At 42.1% G+C, this 24037-nt stretch carries 19 protein-coding genes; 14 read left to right on the forward strand and 5 right to left on the reverse strand.

Translation table 11 applies throughout. The features are described from left to right. Window positions 1-320 precede the first annotated feature (320 nt). The 5 genes from OCU87_RS19240 to OCU87_RS19260 all read left to right on the forward strand — a co-directional run bounded on the left by OCU87_RS19240 (window position 321) and on the right by OCU87_RS19260 (window position 6167). Window positions 321-656: a PTS sugar transporter subunit IIB gene (locus tag OCU87_RS19240; RefSeq protein ID WP_062687880.1), complete on the forward strand. Its 336-nt coding sequence runs from the start codon at window positions 321-323 to the stop codon at window positions 654-656. A 4-nt stretch (window positions 657-660) separates the two neighbouring features. Continuing rightward, window positions 661-1992 (forward strand): PTS sugar transporter subunit IIC, encoded by a 1332-nt coding sequence (locus OCU87_RS19245; protein ID WP_062687881.1) that lies wholly within the window; start codon window positions 661-663, stop codon window positions 1990-1992. Further along, window positions 1993-2370 carry a PTS lactose/cellobiose transporter subunit IIA gene (locus OCU87_RS19250; protein ID WP_062687882.1) on the forward strand — a complete coding sequence of 126 codons (378 nt, stop codon included), beginning with the start codon at window positions 1993-1995 and terminating at the stop codon, window positions 2368-2370. Beyond that, complete coding sequence (locus tag OCU87_RS19255) at window positions 2351-3232, forward strand: DUF7916 family protein (protein WP_062687883.1); 882 nt, start codon at window positions 2351-2353, stop codon at window positions 3230-3232. The genes OCU87_RS19250 and OCU87_RS19255 overlap by 20 nt, the downstream gene beginning before the upstream one ends. A gap of 154 nt (window positions 3233-3386) precedes the next feature. Continuing rightward, window positions 3387-6167, forward strand: coding sequence for a family 20 glycosylhydrolase (locus tag OCU87_RS19260; RefSeq protein ID WP_261859129.1), 2781 nt, complete (start codon window positions 3387-3389; stop codon window positions 6165-6167). Window positions 6168-6315: 148 nt separating this feature from the next. On the opposite strand, the gene OCU87_RS19265 is transcribed toward OCU87_RS19260, so the two are convergent. From OCU87_RS19265 to OCU87_RS19285, 5 genes are all read right to left on the reverse strand, one after another. Further along, window positions 6316-6816, reverse strand: coding sequence for a hypothetical protein (locus OCU87_RS19265; RefSeq protein WP_062687885.1), 501 nt, complete (start codon window positions 6814-6816; stop codon window positions 6316-6318). 196 nt (window positions 6817-7012) lie between these two features. Next, the gene (locus tag OCU87_RS19270) at window positions 7013-8551 is read right to left on the reverse strand and encodes a transcriptional regulator (RefSeq protein WP_261859130.1); all 1539 of its coding nucleotides are present in this window, start codon (window positions 8549-8551) and stop codon (window positions 7013-7015) included. A gap of 169 nt (window positions 8552-8720) precedes the next feature. Continuing rightward, window positions 8721-10040: a DASH family cryptochrome gene (locus OCU87_RS19275; protein WP_062687888.1), complete on the reverse strand. Its 1320-nt coding sequence runs from the start codon at window positions 10038-10040 to the stop codon at window positions 8721-8723. Between the two features lie 711 nt (window positions 10041-10751). Further along, a complete protein-coding gene (locus OCU87_RS19280; protein ID WP_261859131.1) occupies window positions 10752-11444 on the reverse strand; it encodes a response regulator in 693 nt (230 codons plus the stop codon). Then, window positions 11437-13041 carry an ATP-binding protein gene (locus OCU87_RS19285; RefSeq protein WP_261859132.1) on the reverse strand — a complete coding sequence of 535 codons (1605 nt, stop codon included), beginning with the start codon at window positions 13039-13041 and terminating at the stop codon, window positions 11437-11439. The genes OCU87_RS19280 and OCU87_RS19285 overlap by 8 nt, the downstream gene beginning before the upstream one ends. A gap of 288 nt (window positions 13042-13329) precedes the next feature. On the opposite strand from OCU87_RS19285, the gene OCU87_RS19290 reads away from it, so the two are divergent. From OCU87_RS19290 to OCU87_RS19330, 9 genes are all read left to right on the forward strand, one after another. Beyond that, window positions 13330-14574 carry a 2-hydroxycarboxylate transporter family protein gene (locus tag OCU87_RS19290; protein WP_241148759.1) on the forward strand — a complete coding sequence of 415 codons (1245 nt, stop codon included), beginning with the start codon at window positions 13330-13332 and terminating at the stop codon, window positions 14572-14574. Window positions 14575-14583: 9 nt separating this feature from the next. Next, the gene (gene maeA, locus OCU87_RS19295; protein ID WP_261859133.1) at window positions 14584-16170 is read left to right on the forward strand and encodes an oxaloacetate-decarboxylating malate dehydrogenase; all 1587 of its coding nucleotides are present in this window, start codon (window positions 14584-14586) and stop codon (window positions 16168-16170) included. A 139-nt stretch (window positions 16171-16309) separates the two neighbouring features. Beyond that, on the forward strand, window positions 16310-18124 hold the full coding sequence (frdA, locus tag OCU87_RS19300) for a fumarate reductase (quinol) flavoprotein subunit (protein WP_261859134.1): 1815 nt from the start codon (window positions 16310-16312) through the stop codon (window positions 18122-18124). Then, window positions 18124-18864 (forward strand): succinate dehydrogenase/fumarate reductase iron-sulfur subunit, encoded by a 741-nt coding sequence (locus OCU87_RS19305; protein ID WP_094958446.1) that lies wholly within the window; start codon window positions 18124-18126, stop codon window positions 18862-18864. Before frdA ends, OCU87_RS19305 begins: the two co-directional genes overlap by 1 nt. A 2-nt stretch (window positions 18865-18866) precedes the next feature. Further along, a complete protein-coding gene (frdC, locus tag OCU87_RS19310; RefSeq protein WP_062687953.1) occupies window positions 18867-19250 on the forward strand; it encodes a fumarate reductase subunit FrdC in 384 nt (127 codons plus the stop codon). Between the two features lie 10 nt (window positions 19251-19260). Continuing rightward, window positions 19261-19626, forward strand: a complete 366-nt coding sequence (gene frdD, locus OCU87_RS19315; RefSeq protein WP_261859135.1) for a fumarate reductase subunit FrdD — start codon at window positions 19261-19263, stop codon at window positions 19624-19626. A 76-nt stretch (window positions 19627-19702) separates the two neighbouring features. Then, window positions 19703-21025, forward strand: a complete 1323-nt coding sequence (locus OCU87_RS19320; RefSeq protein ID WP_261859136.1) for an anaerobic C4-dicarboxylate transporter — start codon at window positions 19703-19705, stop codon at window positions 21023-21025. Window positions 21026-21154: 129 nt separating this feature from the next. Continuing rightward, a complete protein-coding gene (locus tag OCU87_RS19325) occupies window positions 21155-22663 on the forward strand; it encodes a fumarate hydratase (RefSeq protein WP_261859382.1) in 1509 nt (502 codons plus the stop codon). Window positions 22664-22694: 31 nt separating this feature from the next. After that, complete coding sequence (locus OCU87_RS19330; protein WP_261859137.1) at window positions 22695-24035, forward strand: Na(+)-translocating NADH-quinone reductase subunit A; 1341 nt, start codon at window positions 22695-22697, stop codon at window positions 24033-24035. Window positions 24036-24037 lie beyond the last annotated feature (2 nt).

Genomic DNA, 24037 nt, shown 5'->3' on the forward strand with positions numbered 1-24037 from the left:
TACTCGCCACACATTCCTCCTCGATGCTAAATAGGCTGCTTTTTCATAAATGTTATGAGAACACAGCCTATAGAGCGTCTTATCTATTCTTCTAAAGATGCTCACCCTCTCAAACTTACCTTTAATACTCACTTTGTTGCATTCAAATAGATTGACTGACTTGGCAATTATAGCCAAATGAGCATGCGTTTTACTGCTTTCCTTAGTATAAATGAAACCGGTTTCAGTAACCGGTTTCATTAATAAGTAACATGATTAGAATGACGCTATTGAATATCAGATCGTGACGACCAAATTGTGACTACCTAAGGAGAGACAGTATGAAAATATTTTTATGTTGTGCTGCTGGCATGTCGACCAGCATGCTCGTGAGTAGGATGGAACAAGCAGCAAAAGAAAAAGGCTTAGTATGCGAAATTTCCGCGCATTCAATTTCAGAGTTTGAAGAGTGCATCAAGTGGAGCGATGTTTGTTTAGTGGCGCCACAAGTTAAATTTAAATACGAAGAATTTAAACGCATCGCGAACGAGCAAGGGAAAGGGTGCGGCCTGATAGATATGATGAATTACGGTTTATTGAAAGGTGATGCGGTGCTCATTCAAGCAGTGAGTTTGTATCACGAGCACGCAACAACTACCACAAGTACGGAGGGGTAGTGCAATGGCTATATTTGATAAAGTCCTTAGCTTTATAGAAAACGTTGTGGCCCCTACCGCTGGAAAAATATCAGCACAGCGACATATTAATGCGATAAAAGATGGTTTTGTCGCGACTATGCCATTTCTTATCGTGGGTTCATTGTTACTTGTCTTAGCATTTCCCCCGTCAGAAGGAAATTTCTTCTTTGATGGCTGGCACGGGTTGATCGACATCATTGGTAAAGACAATATCATGGCACCCTTCCAACTAAGCATGGGTATTTTTGCTTTATACGCCACGTTTGGTATCGGGTTCAGTTTGGCGGAATCTTATAAATTACGTGCGATGAACAGTGGAATGTTGTCGATGTTTGCCTTCTTACTTGCCGTTGCGCCAATGATCAGCGTGAAAGATGTAGGTAGCGTACTTCCTGGGGCATTTTTAGGGGGAACTGGCGCGTTTACAGCAATAATCTGTGGTTTATTTGTACCTGAGATGCAGCGATTACTGATTAAATATAATATTCGTATCAAAATGCCAGAAGCTGTCCCACCTAAAATTTCGGCATCGTTTGATCTTCTTATCCCTATCGTATTTATTTCCGTTATTGTTACAACAATTAACGTTTATCTAGGTCAGTATGATCTGCAGATCCCTTCTGCCATTATGCAATTATTCCAGCCTTTAGTACTTGCATCGGATAGTTATATTGCTTGTTTAGTCGCGGTGTTAATTGTTCAATTGCTTTGGTTTAGTGGCATTCATGGTGGTTCGGTTGTAGGCGGTATTATAGGTCCAATGCTATTAATCAACCTTGGCTTAAATCAAGATGCTTTAGCTGCAGGACAACCTTTACCCGCTATATTCATTAACCCTGTGATGGATTTCTTCATCTTTGTTGGGGGAGCTGGTGGTACTTGGGGTTTGGTTGTATTAATGATGCGCTCTAAATCTACCCAATTGAAAACCATCGGTAAAATGTCGATTGTACCGGGCACATTTAATATCAATGAACCTGTGATTTTCGGTACACCGATAGTCATGAATCCTGTCTATTTCATTCCGTGGTTACTCGCGCCAACATTAAACACAACCATCGTCTGGTTGGCTTTCAAAACCGGCTTTGTTGCTAAAATTATTGCGATTCCACCTTGGACAATGCCTGCACCTATCGGGGCAATTATTGCGACGAATTCGGGAACAGCGGCGCTGGTTGTATTAAGCAGTGTTGTAGTAAGTAGCATTGTTTTCTATCCGTTCTTGAAAGTGCATGAAAAACAATTACTCGCAGAGGAAAAAGCGAATACTTCAACGGATGAAACCGAGGGCCTAGTCCCAACGGAGGCGAACTAAATGGACATGGTTATTCACAGTAGTGAGGATATTTCAGAAGAGTTTCTAATGACCTTACTGTGCCAAGTTGGAGAAGCGCGTGCGGCATGTATGGAAGCGATGGTCGTAGCCCGGCAGGGTGATCATCTGAAAGCGCAGTCTTTGCTTAAAGAAAGCGATAAAGCACTCGTTGCGGTTCATAAAACACAAACGTCTTTGATCGGCTTTGATGAAGGGGCTGGAAAAGTCAAAATGACCTTAATTTTGACCCATATTCAAGATCATATTATGACCACCATGCTTTGCCGAGACTTAGCCGAAGAGATGGTAGCTATTCAACATAAATTAACGCAATTAGAAGTTCAAAGGAATGAAAGCTATGCAGAAGCGAATATTTGATTATACAGCGCATGATTTTAAAACAGCATCTCGCCAGCAATTGGTTGATAGTATTAGAAATTCGGAAGGCCGTACCGTTATGGTAGAGAATGTTGTCGCGATAACGCCTCCGATTGACATGGTATCAGGCGCTGAAATAGCGGCAGCCTTTGGCGCAGATATGATCACACTTAACTGCCTTGATGTGACCAAGCCTGCGATAAAAGTGTTAACTGAAACACCAGATGAAGTCATGACGGTTCAGCAGGTTAAAGCCGCAACAGGGCGTTTAATTGGTTGTAACTTAGAGCCAGTACCAAGTGATGTAACGCATGTTGATATTGGTCGAACAGTAACAAAAGAAACGGTAGAGCATGCGATTGAAATTGGGCTTGATTATGTAATGCTTACTGGCAACCCGGGTAATGCTGTTACACAAGAAACCATACTCGAAGCGATTGCATTAGTACGTAGCGTCTCGAAGGATATCATCATCATTGCAGGTAAAATGCATGCGGGGGGAGTAGGGAATGATTATAACTTAAGTATTGTTAGCCAGTTTGCAGAGGCGGGCGCTGATGTCATGATGTTCCCAGCCCCTTATACAACCCCAGGAGTAAGCGCCGAACTGGCAAAAAGCATGATGGATGCTGTACGTGAAAGTGGCATGTTAGGCATGCTTGCAATTGGTACTTCACAGGAAGGTGCATCGCAAACCTATATCGAGCAAGTCGCCATGGCGTGTAAAGCCGCTGGCGCTGATATTGTTCATATAGGAGATGGTGGTTACAGCGGCATTGCACCACCAGAAAATATCATGCAATTAGGATTAACGCTTCGCGGTCGTCGTCATCAATATAAAAGAATGGCGAATCGACGTTAATTAATCTGTTTTAAATAGATACGGAATTTTATAAGAAATAACCTATAGGGGCATATGTATTTATATGCCTCTGATTAATGAACATTAAAAACAGTTTCAAATAGATTCAAATTAAAATTTTATGTTATATGCGATTTATCATGGAGAAGATTATATGAATAAGATAAAACTTCCGCTAAAAATACTAGCGGTTGCCTTAATGTCGCAGCTTTCCATTAGTAATATTGCTTATGCAGAAACATTTCACCCTAATGCAAACGAACTTGAACTATTGTGGAAGGTCGTAGACCATGATATTGGCGAGAATATATTTTTAGGTAGCTTAACAATAACAAATAATGGTACAGAAGTTCTTGGGGATAAAGATTGGTCACTCTATTTCAGCTCGGTAAGGCCGCCAGCATCTGTTCTACCATCAGATAATATTGATGGAATAAATGCTCGAAAACAAATGTTAGCCCAAAACGTATTAATAAAAAATGCTGATGCCGCCGCGAGCGGTGACTATTTTGTACTAGAGCCAGTAACAGGATTTGAGCCTATTTTACCAGGTGAATCCAGAGAGATAATGATTACTGCACAGTACTGGCAAATGCTGAAGAATGATTCTCCATCAGGTTTTCACATTTCATACAATGGCAAGGCCCCCCAGGCTGTATCTGTCGGTGTGATGATGGACCCGTTAGATCCTAAGCAAACAAGACAAAGCATTCACGATAACATGCCAGTTCAAACGGCAGAGTTACGCTTTATTGAAAACAACACTGAAAAATCGAGTGTTTTCGTTCAGCATCAAGTCGTACCGCAGATACAGACAGCGGAACTGAAAGACGGTGCTTTCTTAACCCTGCTTGGTTGGACTGCATCAATCAAAGCACCTGAAAGCCTAAATAAAGAGGCGTTATATCTGCAAAGTGCGCTAAAAGACTTAATGAAAGGGGCGTTCCCCATTAATGCTACAAATGCAAATGTGGCGGGAATTATCAACTTGAAAATAACCCCTCAGTTAGACACTGATGTAGACGGTGTTGCTGATAACGAAGGTTACAAGCTAGAAATCGATCCTTTCAATGGCATCACCATTGAAGGTAAAGACGCTAGTGGTGTGTTCTATGGTATTCAAACACTGCGTCAATTAATTCCGAATGATGTTTACCAAGCATCGGTCAGTGCTAATAAAATGCAACATGCCGTACTTCCTGCAATGACATCGCTTGATGCCCCTCGCTTTGAGTACCGCGGTATGATGCTGGATGTTGCGCGTAATTTCCAAAGTAAAGAAACTTTATTAAAGTTAATTGACTTATTGGCCTATTATAAAATTAATAAATTTGAAATAAATGTAGCTAATGATGAGGGTTGGCGCATAGAAATACCAGGCATTCCTGAATTAACAGAATTCGGCGCTAAACGAGGTTATGACTTAAACGAAACTAAGATGTTGCATACCTTTATGGGAGCAAGTAATGGCTTCTTACCGGGAGATGGAATTGAAGGTAAACCAGCAGATGTTGTTGAAGCAAATAACGGTGTAAAACCGGATTTCCAAGGTTTTGAAACTGCGCAACAAAATTTTCTTGGGCAAGGCTGGGGATATTATACTGTTGATGACTTTAAAGATATTTTGAAATATGCAGCCGACCGCCATATTGATGTGATATTAGAGTATGACTTCCCAGCCCATGCTCGGGCTGCAATTAAAGCGATGGAGTATCGATACAATAAATATAAAGATACCGACATTGTTGAAGCAAATCGCTATCGTTTAATCGATCCGTTAGATGAGTCAAAATATTACACGCCACAGTTTTATACCGATAATATCGTGAATCCATCGTTAGATGGCACGTATGCTTTTTTAGAGAAAGTTATCAGTGAAACCAAGGCCATGTACGATGCAGTACCGGGCGCTGAAGTTACTCGCTTGCATGGTGGAGGGGATGAACTTCCGCATTTAGATCCCAATGAGTGGTGGGCTAAGTCTCCTGCAATTCAACAAAACCCAGAAACGGCTGGTAAAACAGATGCAGAGTTGTTTGATTACTTCTTTACTCGCTGGGTATCCATCATTAACCAGAATGGATTTAAAATGGCGAGTTGGGGCGATGTACTCACTCATAATGGTACAGGTAATATCGACTACGGTGAGTTGTATCCTATTTTTTGGAATAATGTTTGGGGCTGGGGCAATGAACATCAGTCATATGCGTTTGCAAATAAGGGTTATCAAGTTGTGCTTTCGCATGCGACAAACTTGTATTTTGACTTAGCATACAGCAAGCACCCAGACGAAATTGGGTATCACTGGGCAGGATATACCGATACCAAGAAGGCGTTCGAGTACCGTCCATTTAACATTTATGCAAACGGTAAAAAAGATAAGCTTGGTAATCCTGTCGAGTGGAACCCTAACTGGGTAACATTAACAGATGAAGGTAAGAAAAATATTGCCGGACTTCAAGGTCAGCTTTTTTCTGAAAACTCCAAATCACCTGAAATCATGGAGTATTTGGTTTTCCCTAAATTGCTAGGTGTTGCTGAGCGCGCTTGGGTAACCAAGATGCCTGCAGAATTGCCGATTGATAAAAATGGTAAATCACCGATGGACCAAGCTTGGGATACGTTCTCGAATACGCTTGGTCAGCATGCTCTTAGTAAGCTTGAATATATTCAGCCTGTCGATGTTTATGATCAATTAACGCCACAGCATGGTGTCAATTATCGTATTCCTCTTCCTGGTGCCGTAGTAGAAGCGGGCGTATTGAATATTAATACGCGATTCCCAGGGTTGAGGAGCCAGTATTCATTGGATGGTGGTCAAACTTGGCTACCATATTACGCTCCGGTTAAAGTTGGTCATGCAACTATAGTTAAAACACGTAGTGTAACGGTTTCAGGAAGAAGTAGCAGAGTGGAGTCAGTCCCGAAATCTTGATTCTGAAATTTTTTATTGATTGAATAATTAAGCCAGCTAAAATCCCCCTTTAGCTGGCTTTTATTAACGATAAATACGACAGGGAAACAAATAAGATGACATCGGTGGGTGAGTGCCTATACGTAAAATAATATTATCTGTAATGTTATTATTTTCCGTTTTCATTACGGATGTACATAAGAGCAACCATCCCAAAACCAAGGAGTTGCCATAAATATTGACCATCACTTGCGCCTGTAATTGTTTGAGTAAATGCCATACACGATGTTACCAATAAAGAGGCAATACCCGCTCTTATTAGCCACACGCGATCTTTACCTTGCATAAATTCACCTGCAAAAACAGAGCGAAGAATAAGTAGAAATGGAATACATTGTAGAATGATTAAAATAGGGAACATGAAGTCAAATGTTGGGCTAATAAACAGGTGTCCAATAGCGCTTTTATCCCAAGTGCCGACAATATATGTTTTCCAACCTACCCAAGTATCGCCTTGATAAGCGGTTTCTGGCGAAATAAACCCGAGGAGCACACCACAGACTTTATCTATGAAGCCATTCTTGAACCAAAAGACAAATAAGAATATTTGTACTGGGATAACATTGAATGCAAGTGATTTGATAAAGGTTGATTTTTGAGTGTCTTTCATAATGTTCACATCTATTGGTTGTTAATATGATTTATTGATGTGAAGAGTATGGAATGAACGTGTTTTTTCTGAACTGATGCAAGACAAACTTAGAAATAAACACACAAAAATCAAACAGCAGAAAAACGCATGCTTGATGTGCGATAGAGGTGAAAGCACCGTGTAATAAGGGATTCACGGTGCTGAGGTAAGCGAGTTAATCAACTTGTTTTGCTGTAGGGAAAAGGTTTGATTTTTGTAAAGATGCTTTAAGTTCAGCAAGTTGACTCTTTTGTCCCTTGCTCAGACGGTTAAAGCGTTGGTAATTGTACTCTGCACCTTTAGGGTTGTTTGCTTGTTGATCAGCAATGCTCAGTAAGTAATAGCTAAGTGGGCTTGGTGAGTTCTCAGCAGCATAGAAGAGATAAGGGTATGCTTGTTCACTTTGATTGTTCACAATCAGTGCGAGCCCTAAGCTTATATTGGCAATATTACAGCGTGGATTCTTTTCAAAAGCTTCTTTAGCGTAACTAAGTGCCAACCGTTTATCTTCACTGCTGCTGGTATTTAAAGAATTCATCGATGATATGTAAGAAAACAAAGCCTCAAGTAAGTAATTATCTCTGCCTTGTCTTTTAATCATCTCAAGTTCAGATGATAACCCTTTGAAACTTTCAGCACCTTTACCTTGATAAAAAAGAGAAATACCTTTTGAGATAGCCTGCCAATCATTGTAATTTTCTACCGAGGTTACCCTGTGGTTAGCAAAACTGTAGTCAGATGTTGTTGGAGATATGGTGGCTTTTAACGAAAGAACAAGATCGCCAATTGCTGAAAAGAAATTATCTTTAGTAAAAGTGACATCAAGTTTTTTTATTTCACCTGAGTGTGAAGGTATATCAATAAGAAGCTTAAGGTGATATCCCTTTTTAGTCTCTTTAATCCAGCCCTTGAGTGAAATAGCGTCTGGCGTTAACTGTTTTCTTGCCGCAGGCGTAAGCTGAGAATAGTGATAACCCACAATATTGTTTGATGAGTTAAGGCCAAAGAAAAGGTAGTTATAGACATTGCGGGCGACAGTGAGATCTTTATTTTGGTCTAATTCAATGTCGTGAAATATAACAGGGGTAATTTTATTATTTTCGCTTGCTGTCTGGTTGATGCCTGCATTATTCGATTTTGAAAAATAAGTGATACCCGTTGAGATTGTCAGTATTACAGCAATAATGATGGAAAAAATCATTAAATGCTTCATTGGCTGTGTTGTTTTTACTGTATTTGTTTTCGCTTTCGGCGGGTATGGCTGGCTGCTTGTTAAAGCTGGGTCTTTGAGTGATTTTTCAGGCGTATTTTCTTGTAAATTACCTAGTAAATTATCGGGCAAACTGTCAGATGGGGTACGGTTTGGAATTTCTTGCTCAATCACTTCTCTATCGAACAAGTAACCTTGTTTGGGAATAGTTTTAATTATTGAATATGGACGTTCTTTATCGTTTAACTGGCTTCTAAGCTGGCTAATCACTTGGCGCACTAAGTTGTCTGATACTTGGCTACGATCCCAGACAGCTTCCGCTATTGTTCTGGCATTTTGTACATTGCCTTTATGTTGAATGAAGAAGCTGAGCATACGCGCTTGAAGCGGTTCGAGATGACGCTCTTCACTGTGACCGTCTTCATCAATAATTAGACGGTTTTGTTCTGGTATAAAAATGACTTTAGAATCAGTGCCTAGTCGATAACTTACAGCTGATGGCATAACTTCCACGCGATAATAAAAAACAGCAGTGGTGAGGTTATTAATTTTACAGTTCAGAAGCAAGCAGTAGAGCGGTATCTTGCTTATTGAAACGTCTTTGAGAGGAAGTTAATCCATTTAATTAAATCGCAATTGCCAATTGGGAGCATGAAACTGGTTAGTTAGGATGTTATTCGGGATAAATTGGCCAGTCTGCAGCGTCGACGGCATCAAGGTTGCCATCGAAGATATCACCTTGCCACTTCCTAATAAAGACACCGTGTGGGTCGTACTGCTCAGTTTGTTTTTTTAGATTAAAGTGCCGATGTTCACGAGCGTCGGCACCTACGCCTGCAATGTACTGCCAATTACCCCAGTTAGCAGCAACATCGTAATCCAGTAAGTGTTGTTCAAAATAGCTAGCGCCATATCGCCAATCGACGCTGAGTTCATTCACTAAACAACTGGCGGCTAACTGCCTGCCACGATTCGACATATAACCCGTGAGGTTTAGCTGGTTCATACAAGCATTCACAATGGGATAGGGCGTATTGCCTGAGCACCAGCGGCGAAAACGCTCGCTATAGTAGCTAGTGTGCGGGGCTTTGTTTTTTATCCCTTTGAAAAGAAATAAATCTTGCTGGTAGCAGTGGGCATACCACTGGAAATACTCACGCCACAACAGCTCGAATTTGATCCATTCAGTCGATGGATTTCTTTCAACGCGATTGTGGTAGGCATCGAGCGCTTCAATGATCTTTCTTGCAGATAAACAGCCTAACGCGAGCCAAGGTGAAAATTTAGTGGAACTTTGCCAGTCATCAAGGGCATTTCTTGTTTGTTTATACTGGCTTGGTTGCTGGCTAGCGAAATAGTGTTGCAGATGCTCAAGACCTGCTGTTTCACCACCATAGAAGCTATGGTGGCTAGGAGCTTGCGGTTCAATTGGTAGATCGACACGCATATCAAGAATTTGTGATGGTGGCGGCGGAAGACTCGCTGTGTTCACTAAGCAGGGTTGGATGGGTTGATCTTCGACTAATTTCCTAAATTTGGAAAAGCTGACGGGTAACTTTGAAAGTTCAAAAGACAGTTCAGCTTGATCGAACAAGGTGTGCGTGGCCGTTGTTGTAAAGTGTAGAAATGGGTAACGTTGTTCCAATAATTGCCATTCTTTGTTTTCATAGTAACCAGCATTCTCGCTGCGATAGATCGCGGTAATATCAAAACGCGTGATAAGCGATGGGAGAGCTGTCAGCGGGGATTCAAACAGTACCAGTAAAACCTGTTTTTGATTCGCCAGCTGTTTGTTTAAGCAAGCCAAAGATTCTAGCTGAAATTGTTGACGAGCTTGGCCAAAAGAGCGAACTGAAAAGGGCCGTTGATGGGATTGGTTATAGGGAAAGCAATAGACACAGATTAACCTATCCACTTCTTGTGCGGCGAGTGATAAAGCACGGTTATCGTGCAAACGAAGATCGTTTTGAAAAAGGAAAAGTCCTGTCAACATGTGTTGTAACCGATAAAAGATCCCTGAGTTGATACGTTACTCGGCGATGTAAGGATCTTTTTCGAAGCAACATGGCGTTTGGTGAATAAAGAGACTGAGTTTGACGAATGCCTTTAAAGGTCTGCCAGCGACAGACCTTTTGTAACGCGTGTATCCCGTTGTTTTCGCATGCACTTTGATTCTTGGTGGCCTGTTTAGGCGAATTGCCATAGACAAGGGAAATACAAGTAAAGCCAATAGCAAATCCATGGGTAAGCGATGGCGACGAGGAACAATAGAATCAACTTTAGCAGATTTCGATATAGAAACTGTTTGGTAATCAGCAGCATAAAGCCTCTCATTAAAGAGTTATCATTTGCCGCACATCTTGTGATGTTTGCTTAGACGGCAGTCAATAGATGTTGTGCTATTCACTGCCTTTGCTAAGCGATTTGAGGTTGCTTGAGATAAGCGATTTGATTAACAGCAGTACATTCTGTTGGACAAGCTGACATCAGTACTCCTGAAAAGAAATGGAATCAATTATGAAACTGTACTCTTAAAAAGCAACGAGTCAATGGGTGTAAAGCCTTAGAAGCCATTTAGCTCTTAAATATCATCACAATTCTGTGTCTATGCACTATATTGTGACCGCAAATTTTACTAAATCACATATCACTGCTTGAATGGACAGCTATAAGTATGGTGTTTATCTTCTATGCAACCATACTACTATTTGAGATCTTGACTAATAATCTGATACAAACGACGTGGTCTGCCGCCAGTATTGTAGTTTAGCACTAGGCGTATTAAGCCTTCAGACTCTAAGAATTCTAAATAGCGCCTAGCTGTAATTCGGCTTACATTCATTAATTTACCTATTTCATCAGCAGAAAAGTCATGCAATTTTTTTTGAAGTAGAATTGTTTTTAATGATGCTAGTGTTGTCGCGTCTATCCCTTTTGGCGTTTGCCGTGATTGCTTGGTGGGAACCTTACGTAAAATTTGGTCGATCTCACCCTGATCAACAGTAGTGGCACGCGCAAATTGTTGTTTGTATTGCTTGTAATCTTCTAGTGCTTGATTCACACGCGACATGCGAATGGGTTTGACTAAGTAGTCAATGACACCGAGTTGAACAGCTCTTTCTACTGTCGTAGTTTCACGCTCAGCTGTTGTCATAATAAAGTCGCATTCTGCATTTTGTTCGCGAAGCTGGCGGATGACGTCGATGCCATTGCCATCTGGCAAACTGATATCCACAAAGATTAAAGTTGGTTTGTATGTATTATATTGTGATAAGGCTTCAGAACAGGTTTCGCTGATCGCGACTACCGTAAAGTCGGGGTGCTGATTAATCGTAGATTCGAGTGTGTAGCTTGCACGAACATCATCTTCAAGAAGCATTACAGTGATTTTAGTCATAACGAGCCATTTCTTTTTTATCTAAATAAATACTGAATAGTGTTGTATTTTGTTCTGTACGTTCCCAGTCAATACTTCCCTGAAAGTAATCAACAAGTTGTTTGACAAGATACAAGCCAATACCGCTCTGTTCGTCATGAAGCTTAGAGCTCACACCAAATTCTAAAATATGTTCGCAAATGTCTTCAGGAACACCCGCTCCGCTATCTTGAATTTCAAAAATGACGTGGTTACTGCGATCGCTCAAATATATATGTATTTCTGGTTCTGCGTTTTCTCTGTTTTGCCAAGAAGCGAGTAGGGCATTATCAATTAAGTTACCTAGCATAGTGACAAGCTTTTCAGAAATGTTCTTTTCATAGCTTGATAAACTAGTGTCTACGTCAATCGTATATTTCACTCCAATTTCTGAAGCTTTATTGAATTTTGCGAGCAGCAGGCCTGCAACAGCACTGTCTGTAATAGATAAGACAATATTACGGATAACTGATTGGTAACGATCGGTTTCTAGTTGAATAAACTCAATGGCTTCATCGTATTTCTCGATTTGCAGCATACCGGAAATAACGTTGAGCTTATTGGAGTATTCGTGCGTTTTGCTTCTGAGCAATTCTGTGTAATTTTTGAGGTAAGTAACTTCTCGTTCAAGTTCACTTTGATCAAGGTTTGCAAAGAATACAATGGCATGACCGAGTAATCCTTTTGGGGTTTGGATTGGGTAGACATTCGCTTTGTATTTTAGCTTCCCTATATTGAATTCTCCCTGATGGAATACGCCTTGGTTTGCTAGAACTAAATGGCTTAATGGCGTGGAATAGCGAGATAAAGGGTGGTTCACATAATCATAACGATCGAGGATACCCATAGAAAGCATTTTGATCGCGCTGTTATTGATTGTAGCTATATTCATGTTGCTATCTACAGCTATGATGGCATCACGAATACTGTCTAATACCATTTCATGCTCGCGAAACTTATTAACAATAAATTCAGGTTCATAATCTAGAAACGTACGCTTCATTTTGAAGACAAAGGCAATAATAGTGCCTATCCCCAGCAAGTAAACAATACCGAGAAGCGTACCTATATGGCCATATTGTTGTAATAAAAGAACAGACGTTTTTTCGGATAAATAGCCGATACAAATTGCACCTATTACTTTTTCATTTAAGAATATAGGTGAAAAGTTTCGGATTGCTTTACCAAGAGAACCAGATGCAACGCTGCTATATTCTTTGCCTTGCTCTAATGCTTTATAAATATCCTCACCAATAAAGTGTTTTCCGACTCTATTAGGATCTGGGTGGCTTAATCGCATTGCATTTTTATCGACGACGACGATAAAGGAGGCGTCTGTACGTGTTCTTATGTCTTCAATATAGTTTTGTAGGCTGTACGTTTTGTTTTTATTTTTTGCATGAACAGCTTGGATGACAGTGGGGTCATGAGCAATGACGCGTGCAAGTTCTAATCCTCTTGCTTCAATGCCTTCTTGATGTGAATTTTGCAATAAGAAAAAGATTGCAGTTGTTACAACAATCACAATAGAAGAAGTGGCTGCAACTGTAGTTAAGGCCAGATAGCTCTTTAGTTTCATAATAGGCCTTTAGCGTGAACACCTTGGTTAAGGGCAGTATAACGGGCTTTTTATCGTTATTAATATGTGCTACATCAGAAATTATGATGATCAAGCCCCGTCATATTACTAAACATTCCTATCACATTCCCGCTTACAAAAGTTACAAAAGATAAAGATAGTTACATTAATGATGCTCTCAATATTTCAACTTGTAAGTGTTGTTAGACTGCAAGCGAATAATAATAACCCTACAAATAAAGGTGAAATATGTTTACTAATGACGTGATAGATATTAAAGATAAACGTATGATTAATATAATCTTTGCTTTATCTGCTGCAGTTATCCTTTTTTCAACAATTCAAAATAAAATGCCAACGGGAATCATTGGTGCAATTGGTGTCATGGCTGTTGTTGGCTATATATTAAATGTGATAGGCGACAAAACACCGATCGTAAATCAGTTCTTTGGTGGTGGTGCTATTGTTATCATTTTTGGGTCTTCATACATTTTCCACAGTGGCATTATTCCTCATGAAATAGCGGGTTCGATCACCACGTTTGTAAAGGGTGGGGGCTTTCTTTCTTTTTTCATCGCCAGCTTGGTAACTGGGTCGATTTTGGGTATGGACACAAACGTACTTAAAAAAGCGGCTTTGAAATATATTCCCGTTATATTTGGCGGTGTTGCATGTGCATTTTTGTTTGTCGGTATTGTTGGTAGCTTCTTGGGTGAGGGGTTCTTTAATTCGGTTATGCTGATCGCCTTGCCTATTATGGGAGGCGGCATGGGAGCTGGTGCCGTACCACTTGTCGAAATCATGTCAGGTAACTCCAGTATGTCAGCGGAAATGTTGATGTCGAAAATGGTACCTGCGTTAGCTATTGGTAATGCCATCGCTATTGTCATGGCAGGTTTGCTGGACAAACTTGGCAAGTTTTATCCTTCTTTAACGGGTAACGGTAAGTTAATGCGTGATAAAGATGCGCAGCCTGATGAACAAACTACAGAGCAAGCTACATCAATTAATGTGTTAGGTATTGGTGCATTACTTGCTATCACTATGTATTTCGTTGGTGCCATTCTGAGTAGCGTTATTAGTATGCACACTTATGCATTGATGATTATCTTTGTTGCACTTGTAAAAGTAACGGGCTTTATGCCTCGTGAATTAGAAAATGCCGCTCACGCTTGGTATAAGTTTGTCGTTGATAACTTAACACCAGCGTTATTGGTGGGTATTGGTGTTGCTTATACCGATTTAAACCAAATTATCGCATCTTTGAGTTTGGTGTATTTCTTAATGGTATTTGCGACAGTACTTGGTGCCATTGTAGGTACAGCTATTATTGGTCGATTAATGGGTTTCCATCCAATCGAAGCTTCAATTACCGCTGGGTTATGTATGGCGAATATGGGCGGTACGGGTGATGTTGCCGTACTTGCAGCCAGTAAACGTATGGAGCTAATGCCTTTTGCTCAAATTTCATCTCGAATTGGTGGGGCATTTATGTTGATTCTCGCCACTCTTATTCTTGAAATGTTGAAGTAGGATAAGACCATGTCATATATACAACCACACTTAAGTGAAAATAAAGTCTCTACTAATTATGCTACGCAACATGTGTCACTGGGTAATATTACTAATCAGACGACACAAATTCGTTTTTCAATTGATGTTGCAGGTAATGATTTATCAAAATATCTGATGTTAAGGCATGTTCAAGACCAAAATGAGCGTCTGTTTTACCATTATATTCGTAATAATATAAAAGACAGCTTACCGTATATTTATACACCTTCTGTTGGTGATGCATGTGAAAAATACAGTTATCTAAATTTCGCTCCACGCGGGTTGTATTTTTCTTATCGTGGTGATGAAGATGTGAAAGCAACGATTGCTAGTATTTCTAATGATATTGATGTGATTGTAGTCACCGACGGGTCCCGAGTGTTGGGGTTGGGCGACCTAGGCATAGGTGGTATGGGGATCTCGATTGGTAAACTTTCGCTATATACCGCGGTAGGAGGTATTCCTCCAGAACGTACATTACCTGTGTGTATTGATGTGGGCACCAATAATGCCCGCCTCAAGCAAGATCCCCAGTATTTAGGCGATAAGGAGGATCGCCTTGATGATGAGACTTTCTATAACTATCTTGATGAAATTATGCAGGCTCTTGTCGTTAAGTGGCCAAAAGCAATTATTCAGTTTGAAGACTTTAGCAATAACCATGCTTACCCCTTGTTAGAAAAATACCGCAATCAATACCGTTGTTTTAATGATGATATTCAAGGTACAGCTACCGTGAGTGCTGCAACGATTAAGCGGGCGTTACTCAAAGCTGGAAAGGAGCCATCGACATCGCGAGTTTTTGTGGTTGGAGGAGGCTCTGCAGGTTGTGGCATTGCCCAGTTAATTAAAGATAGTTTTCAGTTTGATAGCAGCCATGGTGTTTGCATTGTCGATCAAGAAGGCCTGTTATTTGATGATTCTAATGAACTTTCAATTATGCAGAAAAGCCTTGCCCGTCCTTTTTATGAGCGACCATCCGGTAAGTCGACATTGAGTTTGATTGAGGCGATTGAATATTACCAACCAGATGTGCTGATTGGTGTTACTGGTGTCGCTGGCTTGTTTACTGAAGAAATCATTAAAGCCTTGGCGAAGCACACCCAAACCCCAATCATAATGCCATTGTCTAATCCTATTAGCGCTTGTGAAGTAACGCCACAACAAGTTTATGACTGGATTGGCAATGATGTCATTGTCACTACAGGTAGCCCTTTTGCGCCCGTCCAGTATGACAATCAGAGTTACACCATTTCTCAGTGCAACAATGTGTATGTTTTTCCTGGTATTGGTCTGGGAGCCAAAGTGGCCAGTGCTAAGTCAGTTTCAAATGGCATGTTATTAAAAGCTGTTGATGCATTAGCAACATTTGAATGTACACGTTGTTCCGACAATGAAGTGTTACCGGCAATTGAGTCCACGCTAGATGTATCAAAGTCGATTGCGATTGCTGTTGCAAAACAGGCGATGAAAGAAGGCTTATCAGATGTAATGAGGTTGTCTGATGATGCTGATATTACCGCAATGATTGAACATGCTTTCTGGAATCCTGAGGTTGATAAGGCAAGCCGATAACAGGGGGTTATTTAAGCCGGAACTCAATACACATTTAAGCAGAAGCTGTAAAGCCGGTTGGAATAATGCCGGCTCATACTTTCACAACAAAAATTCAAGCACTTTTTATTTATACCTTATTGCTTATCGGAGGATAGCTGTGAAAATTATTACTACAGATATTGCTGTAATCGGTGCAGGTGGCGCAGGCCTACGTGCTGCCATCGCTGCTGCAGAAGCAAACCCAGACTTAGAGATCTCGCTGATTTCTAAAGTTTACCCAATGCGCTCACACACAGTAGCTGCAGAAGGTGGCTCCGCTGCCGTCATCAAGGATGAGGATAGCTTAGACAATCACTTCAACGATACCGTTGGTGGTGGCGACTGGCTATGTGAACAGGACGTTGTTGAATATTTCGTAGAAAACGCGACTCGCGAGATGACCCAACTAGAACAATGGGGTTGTCCTTGGAGCCGTAAAGAAAACGGTGACGTGAATGTTCGTCGTTTTGGTGGCATGAAAGTTGAGCGTACATGGTTCGCAGCCGACAAAACTGGCTTCCACATGCTACACACGCTATTCCAAACTTCTATCAAGTACACGCAAATCAACCGCTTTGATGAATACTTTGTGGTTGACCTTCTAGTAGAAGATGGCGAAGTACAAGGTCTAGTTGCTATTCACATGGCTGAAGGCGAACTGATCTGTATTAAAGCGAAATCTGTTGTACTTGCAACAGGTGGTGCTGGCCGCGTTTACAACTGTAATACCAATGGCGGTATCGTAACAGGTGATGGTATGGCTATGGCGTTCCGCCACGGTGTACCACTACGTGATATGGAATTCGTTCAGTACCACCCAACGGGCCTTCCAGGTACCGGTATCCTGATGACCGAAGGTTGTCGTGGTGAAGGCGGTATCATGCTGAACAAAAATGGCTACCGTTACCTGCAAGACTACGGCATGGGCCCTGAGACACCAATCGGCCAGCCAAAAAACAAATACATGGAACTGGGTCCACGTGACAAAGTTTCTCAAGCGTTCTGGCACGAGCTACAAAAAGGCAACACCATCAAACACCCACTGGGCGATGTTGTTCACCTTGACTTGCGCCACCTAGGTAAAGAATACCTACACGAGCGTCTACCATTCATCTGTGAGCTTTCAAAAGCCTACGTAAACGTTGACCCTGCGGAAGAGCCAATTCCAATTCGTCCAACCGTTCACTACACCATGGGTGGTATCGAAACAGACAAGAACAATGAAACACGCATCAAAGGCCTATACGCTGTTGGTGAATGTTCATCTGTTGGTCTTCACGGTGCAAACCGTCTTGGTTCAAACTCACTAGCAGAGCTTGTTGTATTCGGTCGCCTAGCGGGCGAAGGTGCAGCAAAACGCGCAGCTGAGTTTACAGGCTGGAACGACGATGCTATCGCTCAACAAGTAGCGGCTGTTCAAGCTCGTATCGATACACTTCTTTCTCAAGAAGGTGACGAGAACTGGGCTGATATCCGTACTGAAATGGGTCACTCCATGGAAGCGGGTTGTGGTATCTACCGCCAAGAAGATCTAATGCAAGCGACTGTCGACAAACTTGCCGAGCTTCGTGAGCGTTACAAGAAAATCAGCATTAAAGACAAAGGCAAAGTATTCAACACTGATTTGCTATACGCAATAGAAGTGGGTTACGGCCTTGAAGTTGCAGAAACAATGGCTCACTCAGCGATTCTTCGCCGCGAGTCACGTGGTGCACACCAACGTCTAGATGACAACTGCACAGAACGTGATGACGTGAACTTCCTGAAACACTCGCTAGCATTCTACAACGGTGATAAAGCACCTCGTATTGAATACAGCGACGTGAAAATCACTAAGTCTCAGCCAAAAGCACGTCTATACGGTGCAGCGGCAGAAGAAGCAGCGGCGGCGGAAGCAGCAGCTGAAGCGAAGAAAGCAGAGGAGCAGGCATAATGTCAGGCAATCGTATCCAAAAAGTTGAAATCCTGCGTTATGACCCAGCAAAAGACGCAGAACCGTACTTCGAAATGTTTGAAGTACCGTTTAACGAAACTATGTCTGTGCTTGATGCACTGGGTTACATCAAAGATAACCTAGACAAAGATCTCGCTTACCGTTGGTCTTGCCGTATGGCGATCTGTGGTTCTTGCGGCATGATGGTTAACAAGGTACCAAAACTGGCTTGTAAAACTTTCTTGCGTGATTACCCGAATGGTCTAAAAATCGAAGCACTGTCTAACTTTGCTATCGAGAAAGACTTAATTGTTGATATGACGCCGTTCATCGAACGTCTAGAAGCAATCAAGCCTTACATCATTGGTAACGATCGTACACCAGAAGATGGCCCGAACAACCAAACACCAGAGCAAATGGCAAAATACAAGCAATTTGCTGGCTGTATCAACTGTGGTCTTTGCTACGCAGCATGTCCTCAGTTTGGTTTGAACCCAGAGTTCATTGGTCCTGCGGCGCTAACACTGGCACACCGTTACAACCTAGATAGCCGTGACAACGGCGCGGATGAGCGTATGAAGCTTATCAACGGCGAAAATGGCGCTTGGGGTTGTACGTTTGTGGGTTACTGTTCTGAAGTTTGTCCGAAGAGCGTTGATCCAGCGGCAGCAGTTAACCAAGGCAAAGTAGAATCTTCTAAAGATTTCGTTATTGCCATGATTAAGCCTCAGGAGGCATAAGGATGAGCAACCGTAAACCTTACGTTCGTGAAATGACACGTACATGGTGGAAAGATCACCCTTTCTACCGCTTCTACATGGTTCGTGAAGCAACAATTTTACCTTTAATTTTCTTCACTATCTGCCTGACTTTCGGTCTAGGTAGCCTAGTGAAAGGCCCTGAAGCATGGGCGACTTGGTTAAGCTTTATGGCGAATCCAGTTGTTGTTGTGTTGAACATTCTTGCTCTAGCGGGCAGCCTGTTCCACGCACAAACATTCTTCAGCATGATGCCTCAAGTAATGCCGATTAAGATCAAAGGCAAAGCACTTGATAAGAAAATTGTTGTGCTAGCACAGTGGGCCGCTGTTGCAGCTATCTCACTATTCGTTCTAGTACTAGTTTAAGGAGAACCACGTGGTCAATCTAAATCCTAAACGTTCTGACGAGCCAGTATGGTGGGGTCTGTTCGGTGCTGGTGGTACTTGGTTCGCAATGCTAACACCAGTAACAGTACTTGTGCTTGGTATCATGGTACCGCTGGGCATGATCGATGCTGAAGCAATGAGCTACGAGCGTGTAACAGGCTTTGTAACGAGCATCATTGGTGCGCTATTCACTATCGCGACATTAGCACTACCAATGTGGCATGCAATGCACCGTTTACACCACGGTATGCATGACCTTAAATTCCACACAGGCGTTGCTGGTAAAATTGCGTGTTACGCAACAGCATTCCTAGTGTCGGCGCTGGCTGTTATTTTCATTATTCTCATTATTTAGGTAAATCGTTTGGCTATCCGCCCTGGGTAGCCATGTCGTTATTCAACGAATAAGTGTTTCAATATAAGGGTTAAAAATGTTTTATGTTCATATGATGCTACTGCTTGCCGTAATATTCATTGGTATTCGGCATGGTGGAATTGCGTTTGGTCTTTTAGGTGGTTTAGGCGTTTCTGTATTAGCCTTTGTGTTTGGCGTGACACCCGGAACGCCGCCTATTAGCGTAATGCTAATTATTTTGGCTGTGGTTGCAGCTTCTGCGACTTTAGAGGCAACAGGAGGACTTAAATTACTTGTTAAATATGCAGAAAAAGTATTGCGTAAACATCCAAATAAGATTGTCTTTCTTGGGCCGCTGAGTACTTATTCATTAACGGTTCTTGTGGGGACTGGTCACTCTGTTTACCCACTTCTTCCTGTTATTTATGATGTGGCCTATAAAAAAGGTATTCGTCCTGAGCGTCCAATGGCGATGGCGTCAGTCGCGTCACAAATGGGTATAACGGCCAGCCCAATTGCGGCTGCGGCGGCAGTGGTGATGGCGACAGCCGTTGATAATAATCTTGATGTTGGTTTGTTAGATGTACTGATGGTGACGATCCCTGCAACATTAACGGGTTTACTTGTTGCTTGTACTTGGAGTTTAAATAGAGGGAAAGATCTGGATAAAGATCCTGAATTTAAAGCTCGTTGTGAAGATGAAGAATTCCGTAAAGAGTTACTCGATACCAGCGCGGAAACACAAGAAGGTTCAACAGAAGATAAGAAAGCTAAAACTGGACTGACTGTTTTTGTGTTGGGTATTGCGTCAGTTATTTTTGTAGCCATGTTTGGAAAGGGACTCGGTTTATTACCTGATGGCGTCAAAATGTCTGTAGCAATACAGTTTCTAATGTTGTCTGTCGGTGCGATAATTTTATTAACAACAAAAGTTCAGCCCAAGAAAATTGTAACTAGCAATGTGTTTATTGCGGGTATGACAGCGGTTGTTATTATTTTTGGTATCGCTTGGATGAGTGACACGATTATTAGTTTCCATAAACCATATTTAATTAGTATGGTCAGCGATATTGTTAATGTTCACCCATGGACTTTTGCTATTGCGATGTTTGTTGTTTCAGTTTTTCTGAAAAGTCAGGCCGCAGTTCTTACGATTATGTTACCTCTTGGTTTTTCTCTTGGGATCCCCGCAGAAGTTATTATTGGTGTATTACCAGCATGTTATGCATATTTCTTCTTTCCTTTTTATCCTAGTGACCTTGCTGCAATTACATTTGACCGCTCTGGCACGACCCGAATTGGGAAATATATACTAAATCATAGCTTTATTATTCCTGGTTTCATTGGTGTAACAACTGCAACCGTTGTCGGCTATTTTTTGTCGATGGCAATTAATTAACGCACGATAATTATGTTGTTGAAATAACAACATAACTTTACACAACATCCGTAAATAATATTAATGACACCTATCATAGTGGGGCATTGACTGGGTGTCATTTAATAAAAACAAATAACGAGGGTAATGATGACAGTTATTAAAAAGCACGATGTAATTGAGAGTGTTGCCGATGCATTACAATATATCTCATATTATCACCCTTTGGACTTTGTACAGGCTTTAGAAAAAGCCTATAACAAGGAACAAAGCGCTGCGGCCAAAGATGCCATTGCACAGATCTTGATTAACTCACGCATGTCGGCAGAAGGTCGCCGTCCAATTTGTCAGGATACGGGGATTGTGACCTGTTTCGTGAAGATCGGTATGGATATACAGTGGGACAGTGATTTGACTGTTCAAGAAATGATAGATGAAGGTGTCCGCCGCGCCTATACCAATCTGGATAATCCGCTGCGAGCTTCCGTGGTAGCAGATCCTGCGGGCTTACGAAGTAACACGAAAGATAATGCACCTGCTGTTGTTCATATAGAAATGGTGCCAGGCAACAAGCTTGATATTCAGATTGCAGCCAAAGGTGGCGGCTCTGAAAATAAAACGAAAATGGTGATGCTCAATCCTTCCGATGACGTTGCAGAGTGGGTTGAAAAAACGGTTCCCTTGATGGGGGCAGGCTGGTGTCCTCCGGGCATGCTAGGCATAGGTATTGGTGGTACAGCTGAAAAAGCGGCCGTGTTAGCCAAAGAATCCTTGATGGAATCTATAGATATTCATGAGCTTGAGGAACGAGGCGCTCAAAATGCTGAAGAAGCCTTACGGCTAGATATTTATAACCGAGTTAATCAACTGGGTATTGGGGCGCAGGGGCTGGGTGGTTTGACAACGGTTGTTGATGTCAAAATTAAAACAGCGCCAACCCATGCGGCCTCCAAGCCTGTATGTATGATCCCTAATTGTGCTGCAACCCGCCATGTTCACTTCACATTAGATGGTACAGGGCCTGCTAAATTGACGCCACCTAAGCTAGATGATTGGCCAGAAGTTACGTGGGAAGTTGGGGAGAATACGCGTCGTGTGAATGTCGATGAAATCACTAAGAGTGATGTTCAAGAATGGAAATCAGGCGAGACAGTATTACTGTCGGGTAAAATCTTGACGGGGCGTGATGCGGCGCATAAACGTATTCAAGACATGTTGGCGAGAGGGGAAGATTTTCCTGTTAATTTTAATAATCGCTTTATTTACTTTGTTGGCCCTGTGGATGCGGTGGGCGATGAAGCTGTAGGTCCTGCGGGTCCAACCACATCAACACGTATGGATAAATTTACAGAGATGATGCTTGGTCAGGCTGGTCTAACTGGCATGATTGGCAAAGCCGAACGTGGGCCAATGGCGATAGAGTCAATTAAAAAGCACAAAGCTGTGTATCTGATGGCTGTGGGTGGCGCTGCTTACCTTGTAGCCAAAGCGATAAAGAGTGCGCGTGTTGTCGCATTTGCTGATTTGGGCATGGAGGCGATTTATGAATTTGAGGTCGAAAATATGCCTGTCACAGTTGCTGTTGATGCTGAAGGTGTGAATGCGCACCAAACGGGCCCTGATACTTGGAAGATTAAAATAGCAGAAATGGAAGCGTAATCCTTAACAAGGTCTATGTTGTGAAGTGCGTATGATTACAATAAAAAAGGGTCTGGATATCCCAATTTCAGGGACTCCTACCCAGGCGATAAATGATGGTAATGCCATCACACGTGTTGCCTTGCTTGGCGAAGAATATGTTGGTATGCGTCCTACCATGCATACCCGCGTAGGGGATGTAGTGAAGAAAGGTCAGGTTCTTTTTGAAGATAAAAAGAATCCTGGCGTTAAATTCACTGCTCCAGCCGCTGGTAAGGTTACTGAGATTAATCGTGGTGCTAAACGTGTTCTACAATCGGTTGTTATCGATGTAGAAGGCAACGAGCAAATCACATACAACCGCTATACCGCTGATCAACTAGCACAACTCGATCGTGATGTTGTGGTTGAACAGTTAGTTGAATCTGGCATGTGGACAGCGCTTCGTACCCGTCCATTCAGCAAGGTGCCGGCTATTGATTCAGAAACAAAGGCTATCTTTGTTACTGCAATTGATACCAATCCTCTAGCTGCAAGCCCTGAGCTAATCATCAACGAACAAAGCGATGCGTTTGTTGCTGGTCTAACTCTACTTTCTCGCTTAACTAGCGGCAAAGTCATGGTTTGTAAAGCAGGTTCGAGCTTACCGCGTAGTTCTGAAGCTAACATTGAAGAACACGTATTCAACGGTCCACACCCTGCTGGCCTAGTTGGTACTCACATCCACAAACTATTCGGTGCTGATGCAGCGAATGTTGCGTGGCACATTAACTACCAAGACGTTATTGCGTTCGGTCAGCTTTTCTTAACAGGTGAGCTATACACTGATCGCGTTGTTGCCCTTGGTGGTCCTGTTGTGAACAACCCACGTCTTGTGCGTACTCAAATCGGTGCTTCTATTGAGCAGCTAACTGATTCTGAGATGATGCCAGGTCAAATTCGTGTGCTTTCAGGCTCTGTTCTGAACGCGACGAAAGCGGTTGGTCCACTGGCTTACCTTGGTCGTTACCACCTTCAAGTAACGGCGCTTCGTGAAGGCTATGAGAAAGAATTCTTAGGCTGGATCGCACCAGGTAAAAACAAATTCTCTGTAACGCGTTCGTTCTTGAGCCAATTCTTCCCTGGTCAGTTGTTTAACATGACAACCACGACTAACGGTAGTGAGCGTTCAATGGTGCCAATTGGTAACTACGAAAAAGTAATGCCACTAGACATCGAACCAACACTGTTACTTCGTGACCTTTGTGCTGGTGATAGCGATAGCGCGCAACTACTGGGTGCGCTTGAGTTAGATGAAGAAGATCTGGCTCTATGTACGTATGTATGCCCAGGTAAGTATGAGTTTGGTCCATTGCTACGTGAGTGCTTGGACAAAATTGAGAAGGAAGGGTAATT

The sequence above is a fragment of the Photobacterium sanguinicancri genome (assembly GCF_024346675.1).
Taxonomy (GTDB): domain Bacteria; phylum Pseudomonadota; class Gammaproteobacteria; order Enterobacterales; family Vibrionaceae; genus Photobacterium; species Photobacterium sanguinicancri.

Excerpts from the sequence above, each read along its gene's own strand:
- OCU87_RS19320 (WP_261859136.1), top strand. The coding sequence starts at position 19,703 with ATGTTTTATGTTCATATGATGCTACTGCTTGCCGTAATATTCATTGGT.
- OCU87_RS19245 (WP_062687881.1), top strand. The coding sequence starts at position 661 with ATGGCTATATTTGATAAAGTCCTTAGCTTTATAGAAAACGTTGTGGCC.
- OCU87_RS19285 (WP_261859132.1), bottom strand. The coding sequence starts at position 13,041 with ATGAAACTAAAGAGCTATCTGGCCTTAACTACAGTTGCAGCCACTTCT.
- OCU87_RS19270 (WP_261859130.1), bottom strand. The coding sequence starts at position 8,551 with ATGCCATCAGCTGTAAGTTATCGACTAGGCACTGATTCTAAAGTCATT.
- OCU87_RS19325 (WP_261859382.1), top strand. The coding sequence starts at position 21,155 with ATGACAGTTATTAAAAAGCACGATGTAATTGAGAGTGTTGCCGATGCA.
- OCU87_RS19250 (WP_062687882.1), top strand. The coding sequence starts at position 1,993 with ATGGACATGGTTATTCACAGTAGTGAGGATATTTCAGAAGAGTTTCTA.
- OCU87_RS19240 (WP_062687880.1), top strand. The coding sequence starts at position 321 with ATGAAAATATTTTTATGTTGTGCTGCTGGCATGTCGACCAGCATGCTC.
- OCU87_RS19305 (WP_094958446.1), top strand. The coding sequence starts at position 18,124 with ATGTCAGGCAATCGTATCCAAAAAGTTGAAATCCTGCGTTATGACCCA.
- OCU87_RS19260 (WP_261859129.1), top strand. The coding sequence starts at position 3,387 with ATGAATAAGATAAAACTTCCGCTAAAAATACTAGCGGTTGCCTTAATG.
- OCU87_RS19290 (WP_241148759.1), top strand. The coding sequence starts at position 13,330 with ATGATTAATATAATCTTTGCTTTATCTGCTGCAGTTATCCTTTTTTCA.
- OCU87_RS19280 (WP_261859131.1), bottom strand. The coding sequence starts at position 11,444 with ATGACTAAAATCACTGTAATGCTTCTTGAAGATGATGTTCGTGCAAGC.
- OCU87_RS19275 (WP_062687888.1), bottom strand. The coding sequence starts at position 10,040 with ATGTTGACAGGACTTTTCCTTTTTCAAAACGATCTTCGTTTGCACGAT.
- OCU87_RS19330 (WP_261859137.1), top strand. The coding sequence starts at position 22,695 with ATGATTACAATAAAAAAGGGTCTGGATATCCCAATTTCAGGGACTCCT.
- OCU87_RS19265 (WP_062687885.1), bottom strand. The coding sequence starts at position 6,816 with ATGAAAGACACTCAAAAATCAACCTTTATCAAATCACTTGCATTCAAT.
- maeA (WP_261859133.1), top strand. The coding sequence starts at position 14,584 with ATGTCATATATACAACCACACTTAAGTGAAAATAAAGTCTCTACTAAT.
- OCU87_RS19255 (WP_062687883.1), top strand. The coding sequence starts at position 2,351 with ATGCAGAAGCGAATATTTGATTATACAGCGCATGATTTTAAAACAGCA.
- frdC (WP_062687953.1), top strand. The coding sequence starts at position 18,867 with ATGAGCAACCGTAAACCTTACGTTCGTGAAATGACACGTACATGGTGG.